13 protein-coding genes are annotated in these 14190 nt (G+C 65.2%); 3 read left to right on the forward strand and 10 right to left on the reverse strand.

All coding sequences use genetic code 11. The annotated features are described in order from the left end of the window. Positions 1-7: 7 nt before the first annotated feature. Positions 8-133, forward strand: a complete 126-nt coding sequence (locus tag DI526_RS23415) for a helix-turn-helix domain-containing protein (RefSeq protein WP_369692049.1) — start codon at positions 8-10, stop codon at positions 131-133. Between the two features lie 157 nt (positions 134-290). On the opposite strand, the gene DI526_RS15475 is transcribed toward DI526_RS23415, so the two are convergent. Together DI526_RS15475 and DI526_RS15480 are read right to left on the reverse strand one after the other, a co-directional pair. Next, on the reverse strand, positions 291-1136 hold the full coding sequence (locus DI526_RS15475) for an SDR family NAD(P)-dependent oxidoreductase (RefSeq protein WP_304279762.1): 846 nt from the start codon (positions 1134-1136) through the stop codon (positions 291-293). Between the two features lie 2 nt (positions 1137-1138). Beyond that, positions 1139-2044 (reverse strand): alpha/beta hydrolase, encoded by a 906-nt coding sequence (locus DI526_RS15480; protein ID WP_304279764.1) that lies wholly within the window; start codon positions 2042-2044, stop codon positions 1139-1141. 75 nt (positions 2045-2119) lie between these two features. Between DI526_RS15480 and DI526_RS15485 the strand changes: the two genes are divergently transcribed. Beyond that, positions 2120-2758 (forward strand): TetR/AcrR family transcriptional regulator, encoded by a 639-nt coding sequence (locus DI526_RS15485; protein WP_304279827.1) that lies wholly within the window; start codon positions 2120-2122, stop codon positions 2756-2758. Between the two features lie 447 nt (positions 2759-3205). On the opposite strand, the gene DI526_RS15490 is transcribed toward DI526_RS15485, so the two are convergent. From DI526_RS15490 to DI526_RS15520, 7 genes are all read right to left on the reverse strand, one after another. Further along, complete coding sequence (locus tag DI526_RS15490) at positions 3206-4564, reverse strand: MFS transporter (RefSeq protein WP_304279767.1); 1359 nt, start codon at positions 4562-4564, stop codon at positions 3206-3208. Continuing rightward, positions 4561-5334 carry an ethanolamine ammonia-lyase subunit EutC gene (eutC, locus tag DI526_RS15495; protein WP_304279769.1) on the reverse strand — a complete coding sequence of 258 codons (774 nt, stop codon included), beginning with the start codon at positions 5332-5334 and terminating at the stop codon, positions 4561-4563. Before eutC ends, DI526_RS15490 begins: the two co-directional genes overlap by 4 nt. Continuing rightward, complete coding sequence (locus DI526_RS15500; RefSeq protein ID WP_304279771.1) at positions 5324-6715, reverse strand: ethanolamine ammonia-lyase subunit EutB; 1392 nt, start codon at positions 6713-6715, stop codon at positions 5324-5326. Before DI526_RS15500 ends, eutC begins: the two co-directional genes overlap by 11 nt. A gap of 13 nt (positions 6716-6728) precedes the next feature. Next, on the reverse strand, positions 6729-8810 hold the full coding sequence (locus DI526_RS15505; RefSeq protein ID WP_304279774.1) for a TonB-dependent receptor: 2082 nt from the start codon (positions 8808-8810) through the stop codon (positions 6729-6731). Positions 8811-9077: 267 nt separating this feature from the next. Next, positions 9078-9872, reverse strand: a complete 795-nt coding sequence (hisN, locus tag DI526_RS15510; RefSeq protein ID WP_304279778.1) for a histidinol-phosphatase — start codon at positions 9870-9872, stop codon at positions 9078-9080. A gap of 11 nt (positions 9873-9883) precedes the next feature. Next, the gene (locus DI526_RS15515; protein WP_304279780.1) at positions 9884-10816 is read right to left on the reverse strand and encodes a choline kinase family protein; all 933 of its coding nucleotides are present in this window, start codon (positions 10814-10816) and stop codon (positions 9884-9886) included. After that, complete coding sequence (locus DI526_RS15520) at positions 10816-11766, reverse strand: phosphotransferase (RefSeq protein WP_304279783.1); 951 nt, start codon at positions 11764-11766, stop codon at positions 10816-10818. Before DI526_RS15520 ends, DI526_RS15515 begins: the two co-directional genes overlap by 1 nt. 146 nt (positions 11767-11912) lie before the next feature. On the opposite strand from DI526_RS15520, the gene DI526_RS15525 reads away from it, so the two are divergent. Beyond that, positions 11913-13298: an amidase gene (locus DI526_RS15525; protein WP_304279785.1), complete on the forward strand. Its 1386-nt coding sequence runs from the start codon at positions 11913-11915 to the stop codon at positions 13296-13298. Here the strand turns inward: DI526_RS15525 and DI526_RS15530 are convergent. Further along, positions 13256-14059 (reverse strand): DeoR/GlpR family DNA-binding transcription regulator, encoded by an 804-nt coding sequence (locus DI526_RS15530; protein WP_304279787.1) that lies wholly within the window; start codon positions 14057-14059, stop codon positions 13256-13258. The genes DI526_RS15525 and DI526_RS15530 overlap by 43 nt on opposite strands. Positions 14060-14190: the final 131 nt, after the last annotated feature.

Here is a 14190-nt window from a genome sequence, read left to right on the forward strand (position 1 = left end):
ACTGAGTTTGAGCCAGATCGCAGAGATTCTCGGCTATTCGGAACTTAGCGCCTTCGATCGCGCCTTTCGGCGTTGGTACGACAGGCCGCCTTCGGCGATCCGTCGCCAGGCTGCGGCCGCTGCTGCGGCCTGACCCTTGAGTTGGCGGGCTCGCTGGATCGAGCTGCGCGGCGCGATCCGATGGGCGTCCGCCTCCATGTCGAGCAGGAACTGCAGCGCTCATGGAGGCGGAACGCGACACCGGATTTGCCGCTTACCGCAGGGGAGGGGACTTACAAGCGAGGCAGGCTTCAGTTCACCCCGCCTTTTTGTCCAGCCACCCTCACCGTTTCGGCGATGTCCCTGTCGTTGAACCCGATGGCTTCGACGATCTTTCGGAATAGACCGGGCGCTCTGGCGACCAGGCCATTCGTCTTGGGAATAACCATCACGTCCTGACGTCGCTCGATGCCCTCGACGATAGAGCTGATCACCTCTTCAAGAGACACCATCTTGAAGATGCCGCCCTTGTTTCCGCCCCAGATCTTGTTGCCGGCCGGATCGGCGAAGGTCTGGTCCATCAGCGGCGTGTGGAAAAAGGTGGGGTGGGCGCTGCCAACCCCTACGCCCTGATGCCGCAGTTCCAGCCGGATGCTGTCGCAGAGCGCCCAAACGCCAGCCTTGCTGGCCGTGTAGGAAGCTTGAAGCGGCGAATGCATGAACGCGGCCATCGAAGAAATGCCCAGGAGGTAGCCCTTGGTTTCCGCGACATAGGGCACGGCGGCACGGAATGTTCTCCAGACGCCATTGAGGTTGATGTCGATCACGCGGTCGAACGTCTTTGGGTCGGCGTGGACCAGCGGTTCGAACGCCGTAACCCCAGCGTTGGCGATCACAATGTCGATCTTGCCGAAGTGGTCCGCCGCGGCTTTGATCGCGGTGTTCACGCTGTCCATAGAGCGGACGTCGACTTCCCAGGTCTGCGCGAGTTTGGCCCCGCCAAAAGACATGACGATCTGGCCCGCATTTGGATGGGCGATGTCGAGAAGGGCGAGTTTTGCGCCTCGCTTGGCCAAGGCTTTGGCCAAGGCGCTCCCCAGTCCTCCGTTGGCGCCAGTGATGACGACCACACGTCCTTCGAGGCTATACTTCGCCATAGTCAATGTCCTTGGTTCAGGGGAACGGCTCGCTCGAGAAAAGCGAGTTGATCGCGCACAACGTGCTCGAATGGCTGGCCGACATAGATGTCGAAGTGGCCGTCCTGGTAGACCTTCACCTCACCCTTTGGCGCGCGTTTGGCGTGAGCGAGCGTTTGTTTGGCCGGCGCCACGGAGTCTTCTGCGCAGACGCAGAAAAGAACCGGAGCGGTGATCTGAGGCGTGCGCTTGCCGGGGTAGTATCCCGTGATCTGCAGCGCGATACGGGCCGCCACGCGGTTCTGGAAGGTCGTCGGCTTACGTTCGGGGACGAGGCCGAGATAGCCGGCCTCACAATCGGGCGCGGCCATCAGCGCCGTCGAGCCGGGCTTTCCCGCCGAGGCCACCATGACTGGCTTGCCGCCCGTCCAGGCAGAGAACTGATCGCGCAAGGCCAGGGCCGTGACCTTCAAGGAAGTCAGGGGAGGCGTTGCTAGCGAAGACGCCAAACCGTCTGTGAAAGGGCATTGCGAGATCACGGCGACCAGCTTTGGATCGTCTGCGGCGATCGAAAGCACATGCCCGCCGCTGAAGGATGTCCCCCAGATGATCACGCGGCGGCTATCCACGTCCGAGCGACTGCGCGCGTAAGCGATGGCCGCCTTCCAATCTTGAAGCTGCTTTTTGATGTCCAGCAGCTGGCGGGGGTGGCCCTCGCTGTCGCCGAAGTGACGGTAGTCGAACACCAGGCAGGCATAGCCGGCGGCGCAAAACCGTTCAGCAAAAGCGTCCAGACGCATTCCCCGAACCGAGCCTAGTCCATGCGCCATGACGATGACGGGCGCTGGTCGACCGCCTTCCGGAAGATAAAGCCAGGCGCTGCAATCGAGGCCTTGGGAAGGGAAGGCAATGTCGAGACGGGGCGCCATCGGTCGCAATCCTTGAGGATTATCTAATTGTGGAGTGTACTCTAAATTCTAGAGCGTGCTAGGAGTCAAGCCGTGATGGTGCCGCCACAGATTCTGGATGACCGAAGGGATCAGACCCGCACGCAGCGTCGTGCCGCGCTCATGCGCGAGACGCTCGTCGATGTTGCTGAAGCCCTGCTGATTGAGGGCGGGCCTGCCGCGGTGACGGCAGAGGAGGTCGCCCATCGCGCCGACGTCTCGCTCCAGACCGTCTACAATCGCGTCGGCGGAAAGCCCGCTCTGCTGGTGGCGATCGCCGAGCGTGTCATCAAGGAAAACCGCGCCTACGTCGATGCCGCCTACAACTGCGAAGGGACGGCCGAGGAAAAGCTGCGCAGGGCCAGCGTCGCCTATATTCGGTTCGCGCTCGAGAAGCCGGACAAGTTTCGCATCCTCGCCAATCCGCCGGACGAGGCCGGAGCGCAGCAGCTATTTTCCGAAATCGCCGATAGGCATCTCCAGCAGCTGGCGGAAGTCATCGAGGGTGGAATCGGCGACAACACTCTGAGCGATCACCTTGACCCCAGGAGCTCAGCGGTAGCCCTTTGGGGGTTGCTGAATGGCGTGCTGGTGATGGCCTTGCGCATGCGGCAGGTCGATGGACGCCCAATTTCCGCAGAGGACATGATCGCGTCGGCTCTGCGCATTTTGGAGTTTGGGATCCTCAAGCGCTAGCCGTGCGCGGCGTCAGATCACCCGCTGCAATTTGACTTGTTACCTAGCGAGTTAGGCTCCGCCTATTTTCAAGGTTTGATCCTAGGGCGAGATCAGGCGCTCAGTCAGCAAGGCGGCAAGCCCCGCGAGGACCAGTGACGCGGCGACCAAGCCTATCCATCCGGCGGGCGTCAGCAGGCGGGCAACAGGGCGGCGGCGAGGGGGCATTGGGCGACCATAACCTGTCCGACCTTTTTGGGCACCGTCGAGAATCTTGCCCGGCGGTTGGGTTCCTGGCGCGGCTCTCACCGACACGCTGGGCAAAGCAGGTGGGCCCGCGCAAATTCTTCAAGGCCCATCAACGCGATCCGAACCTCGATCTCGGCGAAAGCCTGAGCGCCGAAAAGGCCCTAGGGCCGGGTGCTTCTGGAGCGGTCGCGACATTCGTTTAGAGCGCCCAAGCGATCATCAAAGCCTTTGCTCAAGTTCAACAAGGATCGCTCCATGGCGCTCGGCCGTAAGCTTGTGTCCGCGGATCAGCCAGGCGGTCGCGAAGCCTATTAGGGCTGGCGCGAAGATATAGAGACTCTGCAGGGCGCCGAGCGCCAGCGGCGTGTTGTGTCCGCCGGCCTGGAACCCCGCCATGCCCAGCGTCAGGAAGGTCAGGCCCGGCGCGAGTGCCAGGCCCAGCTTGTTTGTGCCTGAGAAGAGCGCCGAGATCAGGCCGGTCCGGTCCTGGCCGCTCAGCAGGCGCTCCTCGTCGCCAGCGTCGGCCATCATCGAGCGCAGGAGGAGCGGGCCGGCCGAGAGCGTCAGGCCAGCCAGGAACAGCACGATCCTGGCCATGACGAGGCCAAGCGGCATCCAGGCGATCACGAGCAAAGAAATGGCGTAGAAGAAGAAGGCCCAGGCTGCGGCGCGGTGCTTGCCGATACGCCCCGTCAGCCAACTCCACAGGGGTGTGCCGCACAACGACCCACAGAGGTTCAGAAACAGCAGCACCGTCACCTCCAGCAGGGGCGTGGCCTTGACGAAGCCGAAATAGAAAAAGAACAGCGAACTGTTCATCCCGATCGCGGTGCCAATCATCAGGTCGGCGGTGAGCAGCCGCGCCACGGTCGGGCGCAGCATCAGCTTCAGGTAGTCCAGGGGGCGGGCGAGCGGCTGGCGTGGCGCGCCGGTCGGCTCGGCCACGGCCAGCACGGCCAAGCCGACCGTGACGGGCAGGAGGCCAGCGACGAGCCAGCCCATGGCCTGGATGCCCGCTTCGTGCGATCGGTGAAACGCCCCTTCGGCCAGGATCGGCGTGGCCAGGACCACGATTGAGCCCACCAGTGTGCCGGCCTGCCACCAGCCGAAGATCCGCGACCGGGCGTCGTAGTTGCTGGAGAGCGCCGCACCCCACGACAGGTGCGCCAGATAGCAGATCGAATAGGCGACATAGGCCAGGCTCAGCCAGGCTGTCAGATAGGCCGCCCCGGCGTTTTGGGGCGGATTAAAGAGCATCCAGACCGACAGCGTCAGCGGAACCATGCCGACGACCAGCCAGGGCCGAAACCGGCCAAAGCGGGTGTGTCCCCGGTCCATGATCGCGCCGATAATGGGATCGAGCGCGATGTCGATGAGGCGCACCAGCAGGAAGATGGCGCCCACCGTCCCGAGCGAAAGCCCCGCACGCGTGGCGTAGAGCGTCGGCAGATAGGCCATCAGAGGAATGGCAAGCGCGGCGATCGGCACGGCCGGGCTGGCGAAGAGGGCCAGGCGCGCGGTTCCCGTCGATGGGATCGAGCGGACCGGCAAGGCGTCGGGAGCAGCGGCGAGGGTCATGCGGATTCTTCCGGCGGTAGGGCGCACGGCGCCGTTGAGGGGAGCGCGATCTGGCCGTGGCGGTCCTTCAGATCCACGCCGGTCAGGCCCAGTCGGCGGGCCTGGTTCAGCAGCCAGGCGATCTTGTCCGCGGCGGTCTCCAGCGTGAGGCCGCCGTCCGTGCCGATGTTGGAGACACAGTTGCGTTCGCTGTCGCGGAGGCCGGGCTTCGGCGACCAGGTGATGTAGGCGCCGAGACTATCGGCGGCGCTCAGGCCGGGTCGCTCGCCGATCAGCACGACGACACAGCGGGCGCCCAGACGTTCGCCGATGGGGTCGCCGAGCGCGACGCGCGCCTGACGCGCCAGCACAATCGGAGCCAGGGTCCAATCGGTTAGGCGCTGGTCCAGGGCGGCGACAAGCGTGGCGGCATGGGCGTTCACCGCCGTCGCCGACAGGCCATCGGCGATCACGATCGCCAGGTCAGGCTTCAGGCCTTGGGGGATAGACGCGCCAGGATCGAGCCTGCGTCCCTGCTCAGGATCCTGCAGGTAGGTCCGGCGATCGGGCGCGGCGCTCGCGACCACCAGCGATGGGCGACCGAGCGCCGCCTGGATCGCGGTGGCATCCATGTCGGCATGAACCGCGTCAACCGCGCGAGCATGGGCCAGCTGGAAAGCCAGCAGCGGCGCGGTCGGCAGCGCCTGGCCCGCACGGCCCAGCCCGATCCGGGCGCGGGTCAGCCCGCGCAGGGCGGCGAACGGATCGCGAGACGGGGACTTAGGCGTCACGCAGGGTCTCCGCGATCATCCGTTCGCCGCCGGTCCAATGTTCCATCGGGACGATGCGCCCCTCCGGATCGGACAAGCCTTTGTGGGCCAGCCAGGCTTCGAATTCCGGGGCTGGGCGCAGGCCCATCACTTCACGGGCGTAGAGCGCGTCGTGGAAGCTGGTGCTCTGGTAGTTGAGCATGATGTCGTCGGCGCCTGGCACGCCCATGACGAAGTTGACGCCCGCTACGCCCAGCAGGGTCAGCAGGGTGTCCATGTCGTCCTGATCGGCGGCGGCGTGGTTGGTGTAGCAGACGTCCACCCCCATCGGCAGACCCAGGAGCTTGCCGCAGAAGTGGTCTTCAAGCGCGGCGCGGATGATCTGCTTGCCATCGTAGAGGTATTCGGGGCCGATGAACCCGACCACGGTGTTGACTAGGAGCGGTCGGAAGGGGCGCGCCACGGCGTAGGCGCGCGCTTCCAGGGTCTGCTGGTCAACGCCGTGGTGGGCGTTGGCTGACAGCGCCGAGCCTTGGCCGGTCTCGAAATACATGACGTTGTCGCCGACTTCGTGACGGGACAGGCCCAGCGTCGCCTGGTGGGCCTGGCGCAAGAGAGCAAGGTCCACCCCGAAGCCCTCGTTGGCCGCCTGGGTCCCGGCGATGGACTGGAACGTCAGGTCGACGGGCGCGCCGGTTTCGATCAGCTCGATGGCATTGGTGACGTGGGTGAGCACGCAGCTCTGGGTCGGGATCTCCAGGCGCTGGCGAATCTCGTCGATGAGCACCAGTAGGCGCCGGGCGGTCTCGATGTTGTCGGTGGCGGGATTGATGCCGATCACCGCATCGCCACACCCCATCGACAGCCCGTCCAGGATCGAGGCGGCGACACCGCGGGCGTCGTCCGTGGGATGATTGGGCTGCAGGCGCACGGCCAGCCGCCCATGCAGCCCCAGGGTCGTGCGAAAGGCGGTGACCACCCGCGTCTTTTGGGCGACCGCGATCAGGTCCTGATTGCGCATCAGCTTTGAAACCGCCGCGGCCATTTCCGGGGTCAGGCCCGGCGCCACGGCCGTCAGCGCGGCCGCGTCGGTCTGATTGGACAGCAGCCATTCGCGGAACTCGCCAACGGTGAGGTGGGCGACCGGTGCGAAAGCGACGGGGTCGTGGCTGTCGATGATCAACCGGGTGATCTCGTCGTCCTCGTAAGGGACGACGAGATCCTCCAGCAGGGCTTTCAGCGGCAAATCGGCCAGGGCGTAGCGTGCGGCGACCCGTTGTTCCGCGCTTTGCGCGGCGACGCGAGCGAGTTGATCGCCCGAACGCGCCGGCGTGGCGGCGGCCAGCAGGTGCTTGAGGTCACGAAAGACGTGACGCGTGCCGATGAGGTCGCTGACATACATCCTGGCCGTCCGTTCAGTACCGCCAGGTCAGCTCGACGCCATAGGTGCGCGGCTGGCCGTACTTGCCGAAGATGGTGGTGAAAGCGTCCGGCGCGGTGCCCAGGTCGTAGAGCTTGTCGAACAGGTTCTGGGCGTAGCCGGCCAGTTCCCAGCGACCGCTCTCGGTGCGGACCCCGGCGCGCAGATTGACCAGGGTATAGGACTTCTGGCGGAACACCGCGGCGTTGGACGAGTCCGAATACTGCGAGCCGTGGAAATTGGCCGTCACTCGGCCAAAGCCGGTCAGGGTAGCGGTGATGGGGTGCTCGTAGTCGATCGTCGCTGCGGCGGTGACCTTGGGCGCGTATTCCAGGCGGTTGCCCGAATAGTCGACGCCCAGGCCGCCGCCGTTGGGGAACTCCTTGTAGACCGCGTGCAGCCAGGCGCCCGACAGGTCGATGGTCAGGCCGTCGATCGGAGCGATCAACACCGAGGCCTCCGGACCATAGGTCTCGACCTTGCCGGCGTTGGTCAGCGCCAGCTCGATCTGGGGCGGGGTGCTATTGGGGATGATCCGAAACTGGCTGACCTGGTAGTTCTTGTAGGTGGCGTAGAAGAGGTCGGCGCTGACCGTCACCATCCGGCCAGGGGTGCGGTACTTGACCCCCGTCTCGTAGCTGTCGACCGTTTCCTTGCCCAGGTGAAGGTCGCCGTTGAGCTGCGTTGTTGTCAGATAGTCGGCGTTGAAACCGCCGGATTTCACGCCCCGGGCATATTTGGCGTAGATCGTGGTGTCGCGTTCGGGCTTCCAGGTCAGGCCCAGGCTGGGCGACAGAGAGCTTTCGTCCATGCTGTCGTGGTAGCCGGAGATCACCGCCAGATTGGTGATCGGCGGGCCGATGTCCGACGTCTGGTTGATCGTCAGCTTCTTGGTTTCGTAGTTGAAGCGCAGGCCGGTGTTCAGGGTCAGGCCCGGCAGGAATTCGTAGTCGACCGCCGCGAAAGCCGCGTAGGTGGAGTTGTTCACCGACGGATTGGTGCGGATCTTGGAGTTGGCCGGCACGCCCAGCAGCGGGGCCAGGCTGCTGTAGGTCAGGTTGCGGTCGTTATCGCCCTTGTTGTTGAGGAAGAACAGGCCGGCCACGTAGTGCAGCTTGCCGCCGCCGTTGTCGGTGAAGCGCAGTTCCTGGCTGATGGTCTTGTAGGTGTCGTAGTAGTTGAAGATCGCGAAATCCAACGGGCCGTGGTCTAGGTCCACGTTCCAGTTGCGGTAGGCGTTGCGATAGCCGGTGATTGAGGTGGCCGTGACCGGACCCAGGTCATAGTTGACCGTCATGGCCAGGCCCCAGTTACGGTTCAGATCACGCTCGGGATAGTCGTCGTCGGTGACGAACGGCTGGTCGGCCGGCGCGGCGGGCGTGCCGCCGGTGTTGAAGGTGTCCGAGCGCGCCTCGCCGTTGACCTTGTGCGACAGCTGGCGCGAATAGTCGGCCGACAGGTCGATCTTCAGCTTCTCGTTGGGGACAATGCGCAGCTGGGCGCGGCCGCCATAGGTGTTGAGGTCATCGACGTTCTTGTCGAGCGTGACGTTGTGGATGAAGCCGTCGCGGTTTTCGTAAGAGGCGCCGAGGCGCAGGAAGACCTTGTCCTCGACCAGTGGCAGGTTGGTCGCGCCGATCAGCTTGACGTCATCCTTGTTGCCGTACGAACCGACGATCTTGCCCTCGACGGTGTTGGAGGGCGCCTTGGTCACCAGGTTGACCGCGCCCGAGACGGTGTTCTGACCGTAAAGGTAACCTTGAGGCCCGCGCAGCACCTCGACGCGTTCGAGGTTGGTCAGCACGGCGTCCGCGGCCATCGGCTGGCCGATATAGACGCCGTCCAGATAGATGCCCGTGCGCGTGTCGAAGGCCACGGTGCGGCCGCCACCGCCCACGCCGCGGATATAGACCGTGCGGACCGAGACGTTGTCGCTGACCTGGAAGTTGGGCACCAGGGTCTGCAGCGCGCCCAGTTCGGTGACATTGCTCTTGGCCAGGGAGTCCGACGAGATCGCCGCGATCGAGATCGGCACGTCGATCAGCTTCTGTTCGCGCTTCTGGGCGGTGACGATCACTTCGCCGACGGTTTCGGGTCCGGCTGCGTCCTGTGCGTTCGCGAGCGACGTGGAAATTGCGGTCGCGCTTACTGCAAGTAAAAAGCAAGCTGTGCGGCGCTTTTTTCTAAAAACGTCGCGGTCGAAATCCCCCTCAATGCCAAACATGTCGCGCTCCCGACGAAAGTGATGATGATCTTGGATCATCTGCATCTTCGTTATACTGGGTGGTGCGGCTTCAATCTCCTTGGTTTGGGTAATTTTGTGGGTTTGTGACCGATATGTTGATTATTTGTTCAGAAGGCTGATCGCCGCAGGCAAAAGCGCGGCATCGCCGACGGCCAGCACGCGGCCATCGCCGTCCAGGCGCAGCGGCTGGCCGGCCCAATCGGTGATGCGGCCGCCCGCGCCTTCGATAACGGGCGCCAGCGCCGCCCAGTCCCAGGGCTTGAGTCCGCCTTCGGCGATGATGTCGATGTGGCCCAAGGCCAGCAGGCCGTAGGCGTAGCAATCTCCACCCCAGGAGACCCGGCGGGTGGCGGCCGCCAGCCGCTCCCAACCAGGGCCTTCGGCGCCGGCGACCATGTCTGGCGCGGTGCAGGACATCTCCGCCTGGTCAAGATTGGGGCAGGCGCGCACGCCGGCGCGCCCGCCGAACGGGCCGGAAAACAGGGTCGATCGGCCCGCCAGGCCCAGCCAGCGCTCACCCGTGATGGGCTGGTCGATCAGACCCAGGATCGGCGTTTCGCCATCGAGCAGCGCGATCAAGGTGCCAAACACCGGCCGGCCGGTGATGAAGGCGCGCGTGCCGTCGATGGGGTCGATGACCCAGCGCAGGCGAGCGTCGGGGCGCTGCACGCCGTGCTCCTCGCCGATCAGGCCATGGTCGGGAAACGCCGCTTCGAGCACCCCCCGGATCGCACGTTCGGCGTCGCGGTCGGCGATGGTCACCGGGCTCTCGTCGGACTTGCTGTCGCTGGCCAAGGATGTGCGAAAATGAGGACGCACCACGGCCGCGGCCGCGTCGGCGGCGGCTTGGGCGGCGCGGACGAAGGCGTCGTAGTGGTCTTCCAGGCCGGTCATATCAAAGGTCTTCAGAGCGTCCAAAGCGCGGCCTCCCAGGCCGGATCGCGCAGGCGGGCGCGGCCCAGCTGGCAAAGGAATTTCGAGTATTTGTGGAAGTCGAAGGGGATCGAGGAGACCTTCGACTGCAGCGTCGCCCACAGCGCCCAAGACACGCAGACGACCGGACCATAGAGGTGGACGCGCGCGGTCAGAGCCGCGTCAGGCCGACCTTGGTAGTCGGTCACCAGTTCAGCGGTCTGGTCCACGCCGATATGGCCCATGGAAATCATGGCAAGATCCCAGGCCGGATCGTTGTTGGCGGCGTATTCCCAGTCGATGACGCGCACATCGCCCGCGTCGTTGATCATGAAATTGGCCGCGTAGCTGTCGTTGTGGCAAACGGCCAAGGGGGGGCTGGTCTGCTCCACCGCCTGGCGCGCGCGGTCGCATTGCCAGAGCAGGTGCTCCAGGTCACGAGGCATGACCGCGCCATGTTCGCGCGCCAAGGCCAGGCGATGGTCAAGCTGGGCGAAAGCCGAGCGGGTCTCGCCGATCAGCGGCGCGCCATGCATGGTGCGGTAGTTGGCCATCAGGGCCTTGCGAACCTCGGGCCTCAGCAGATCGTCGGTGCTGGCGTTGCGGAACCCTTGGAGGAAGTCATAGACCTCCGCGCCCGGCTGCTCGAAACTGGCCAGCAGGCGCGGACCCACACCCATCTCGCCGGCGATGCGAGAGGCCGCGCCCGACGCCCGGCGATTGATGAAGCTGTCGGTGTTGTCGCCGAAAAGCTTGATGAACACGGTGCGCTCGCCCCGATGCGCCAGCCAGTTGAGGTTGGTGATGCCCAAGGCCAGGCGGCGATAGGATACTTGCGGACCGGACCAGCCAAAAGCTTCCAGCACGGTCTCGATCTTGTGCTCCTGGATGCTGGAGCCTTGGCCCCATGGGGTCGCCGCGCTCATCACAGGTCTCCCATCAGGGTGGCGACGTCAAAGGCCTGCAGGTTGACCAGGCATCGGCTCAGGCGCATGCGTCCATAACCCAGCAGGTCCGATACGCTACGGCGCTGGCGGTCCTGGTGCTGGAGCAGCATCAGGCACCCCCAGCGGAAGTCCTCCAGGATGGCATGGAGCTTGGTGCGCGCGACCAGATCGCGCCGGACCTGGCCCGCATAAGCCTCCACAAGCTGATCGTAGTCGCGATCGAAGTCGCAGACGTCCAAGGCCAGCGCGCCCAGGTCGGCGAAGGCCTCGCCGTTGGCCGCATGGTCGAAATCCACCAGAGCCAAGCCGCCGTTCGGCCCGATCAGGAGGTTGGACATATAGATTTCGCCGTGCAGCGGAACGATGTCCTGGCCGGCGGCGGCCAGGGCTTGGGCGATCCGGCCCGTCCAGACCCTGAGCGCGCCCCAGGCCGGCATCACCTGCGCCAGGCGCTGACCGAAGACGGCTTCGATCCGCTCGGCCCAGTCGGTTGAGGAGGGGGCGTTGGTGTCCAGCGGCGCGGACTGGTGCCAGCGCCGCAGCAGCCGCGCGGTCTCGGCGGTCAGGGTGGGAGTGTCGAAATCAACCCCCGAAGCGGTGCGCCAGGGGGGGGCGCGATAATCGAAAAGCATAGCGCCCAGCACGGCGTCGGCGGCCAGCAGGGTCGGCCCGATCCCTAGTCCGCCAGCTTGGCTCGCCGCTTGGCTGGCCTGGACGAAGTCGAAGCCCAGCGCACCGGGATGATAGAGCTTGAGGAAGAGCGGTATCTGGTCGGGAGCTGTCAGCACATAGCTGGCGGCGTCTAGGCCGGTGTGGCTGGGCAGCGTGTTGGGATAGCTGGCCGGCTGGGCGCTCCAGATCGTCTCACGCAGCGGGCGCAACTGCTCCAAAGCGAGGCTGAGTGTCGATGTGCCGGTCGCTGTCGTCATTCGGGGCGCCTGGAAGGGGATGAATCTGACCTGATCCAGTCATCACGAACAAAATGATCGTGTCCACACATATCAACACAAAAACCCACATTTACAACCTTCGCCGCGATAGCTAGCGTTTTGAGCACCCAACGAGCGAGGCGAACGTGACCCAGGACCCCTTCGAACTCACCGCGACGCAGATGTTGCGCGCCTATGCCGGGAGGCAACTTTCCCCTGTGGTCGTAATGGCCTCGGTCCTGGAGCGGGTCGACAAGGTCAATCCGGCCCTCAACGCCCTGGTCTTCATCGATCCCGAGGCGGCGTTGGCCGAGGCGCGGGCGTCCGAGGCGCGCTGGGCCCAGGGGCGGCCCAAGGGTCTGCTTGACGGCGTGCCGATCACTATCAAGGACAGTATCGCCGAGGCCAGCCGCCCGATGTTGCGGGGCCTGAAGGCCAACGCGGGCGGCAAGCCTAGCGGCTACGACGCCCCGCCGACCGCGCGGGTCAAGGAAGCCGGCGCCATCGTCTTCGCCAAGACCACCATGCCCGACTTTGGCTTGCTGGCCTCGGGCGTCAGCAGCGCCTATGGCGTGACGCGCAATCCCTGGAACCTGGCCTTCAACCCCGGCGGCTCCAGCAGCGGGGCCTCGGCTTCGATCGCGGCGCGCTGCGGTCCGCTGGCGGTGGGTTCCGACATCGGCGGTTCGGTTCGCATTCCTGCTGGGCTTTGCGGTCTGGTTGGCTTCAAGCCGACCCAGGGCCGTATTCCCCACCTTCCGCCCAGCCCGGTGCGGTCGGCCGGACCGATCACCCGGACCGTGGCCGACAATGCGCTGCTGCTGACAGCTTTGGCGGAACCCGATCGCCGTGACTACGGCTCCCTGCCGCCTGATCCAACCCGCTATCACGAGCGGCTAGATCGAGACCTGAAGGGCGTGCGGATCGGCTTGATCCTGGAAGGCGACAGCGGCCAGCCGCCGGAGCCGGCCGTGGCTGAGGCGATCGAGCGGGCTGCCGCCCAGTTCGCGGCCGCCGGCGCACATGTTGCGCGCCTGCCGTCTGTAGTCGGGGCCGACTTCATGGAGATCGTCGGCGTTCTCTTCCTGATCCGCGGCTACAACGAGTTCAGCCGGCTGCCACAAGCAGCCAAGGCTTTCGTGCCCGACCATTTCTCGGCTTGGTTCGACAAGATCGGCGGCTATTCGGCCATCGACGTCGGCGCCTCGATGGATCGGCTGGAGGCGACGAAAGCGCGGGTCCTGGGGCAGATGGCCGAGTACGACTATCTGATTTCGCCGGTGTCGGCGTTCAGCGCCTTCCCGGCCGAGGCACTACAAGCTTCCAAGCCCGGCGAGCCCAACACCCTCTACACGCCGGTCTGGAACCAGACCGGCAACCCGGCGATCTCGGTCAATTGCGGCTTTGATCCCGGCAACGGCATGCCGATCGGGCTACAGATCGTAGGCCATCATTACGACGACCTTGGCGTGCTGCAGATGGCGGCGGCCTACGAACGCCTGCGCGATTTCGAGACCGCTTGGCCCGACTGAATCGGGCGCGCCTGGATGACCTCGCCGACGCCGGCCTGACGAAATGGGACCGGATCGGCCAGGTCGCTGATCAGGACGTCGATGTCGGAGCAGGGGCAGATCACCATGCGGCTGACGACGTTGCATTTGCTGGCGTCGGCCAGCACCACGCGTCGCCGCGCATGCTTGAGCATGATCCGCGCCATGTCGGCCTCGGCCAAGTCGAAATAGCTGGCGCCGGCCACAGGATCGATGCCGACCGGCGAGATGAAAGCCAGGTCCGCGCGCAGTTGCCCAGCCTGCTCGATGGCCATCACCCCATAGGTGGCCGGCGCTTCGCGGCCGACCGAGCCGCCCAGCAGGAGGACCTCGATATTGGCCGCCGGCGAGGTGCGCAGGGCGACAGCCACGTCCAGGGAATTGGTGATCACCGACACGCCTTCGACGCTGGCCAGAGCCTTGGCGAAGGCGCTGGTCGTTGAGCCTGCGTCGATGAAGCAGCAGTCACCGGGCTTGACCTGGTCGACCGCCGCCGCGGCGATCGCCTCCTTCTCCGCGATGCGCGCGACCAAACGGTCCCGGAAGGGCTGCTCGCTGATCGATGGACCGACTAGCGCCCCGCCGTGCGTGCGCCGGATCAGCCCTGCCGCCTCAAGTTGCTTGAGATCACGGCGTATGGTTTCGCGTGAGACGTTCAATCGCGCGGCCAGGGCGTCGGCCTCGACCCGGGAATGGCTGTTGAGCAAGGTCAGAATCTGCTGCTGACGCTCTTCGGCCCACATGCATGAACTCTCCGGCGGTGTTCCCCGAGTTGGGGAGGGAAGTTGTTGTTGTGTGGGGTTCCGTGGATTTTCGCAACGCGGATGTTCTGTGCGCATCCTGCGTTGAGGGATAAGACACCTACGAGCTCCGG

This window comes from Caulobacter segnis, assembly GCF_003243465.1.
Taxonomy (GTDB): Bacteria; Pseudomonadota; Alphaproteobacteria; order Caulobacterales; family Caulobacteraceae; genus Caulobacter; species Caulobacter segnis_A.

Bases quoted from the DNA above. Each gene is read 5' to 3' on its own strand.
- hisN (WP_304279778.1), bottom strand. From the start codon at position 9,872: ATGACCGGCCTGGAAGACCACTACGACGCCTTCGTCCGCGCCGCCCAA.
- DI526_RS15485 (WP_304279827.1), top strand. From the start codon at position 2,120: ATGGTGCCGCCACAGATTCTGGATGACCGAAGGGATCAGACCCGCACG.
- DI526_RS15520 (WP_304279783.1), bottom strand. From the start codon at position 11,766: ATGACGACAGCGACCGGCACATCGACACTCAGCCTCGCTTTGGAGCAG.
- DI526_RS15515 (WP_304279780.1), bottom strand. From the start codon at position 10,816: ATGAGCGCGGCGACCCCATGGGGCCAAGGCTCCAGCATCCAGGAGCAC.
- DI526_RS15490 (WP_304279767.1), bottom strand. From the start codon at position 4,564: ATGACCCTCGCCGCTGCTCCCGACGCCTTGCCGGTCCGCTCGATCCCA.
- DI526_RS15530 (WP_304279787.1), bottom strand. From the start codon at position 14,059: ATGTGGGCCGAAGAGCGTCAGCAGCAGATTCTGACCTTGCTCAACAGC.
- DI526_RS15500 (WP_304279771.1), bottom strand. From the start codon at position 6,715: ATGTATGTCAGCGACCTCATCGGCACGCGTCACGTCTTTCGTGACCTC.
- DI526_RS15480 (WP_304279764.1), bottom strand. From the start codon at position 2,044: ATGGCGCCCCGTCTCGACATTGCCTTCCCTTCCCAAGGCCTCGATTGC.
- DI526_RS15475 (WP_304279762.1), bottom strand. From the start codon at position 1,136: ATGGCGAAGTATAGCCTCGAAGGACGTGTGGTCGTCATCACTGGCGCC.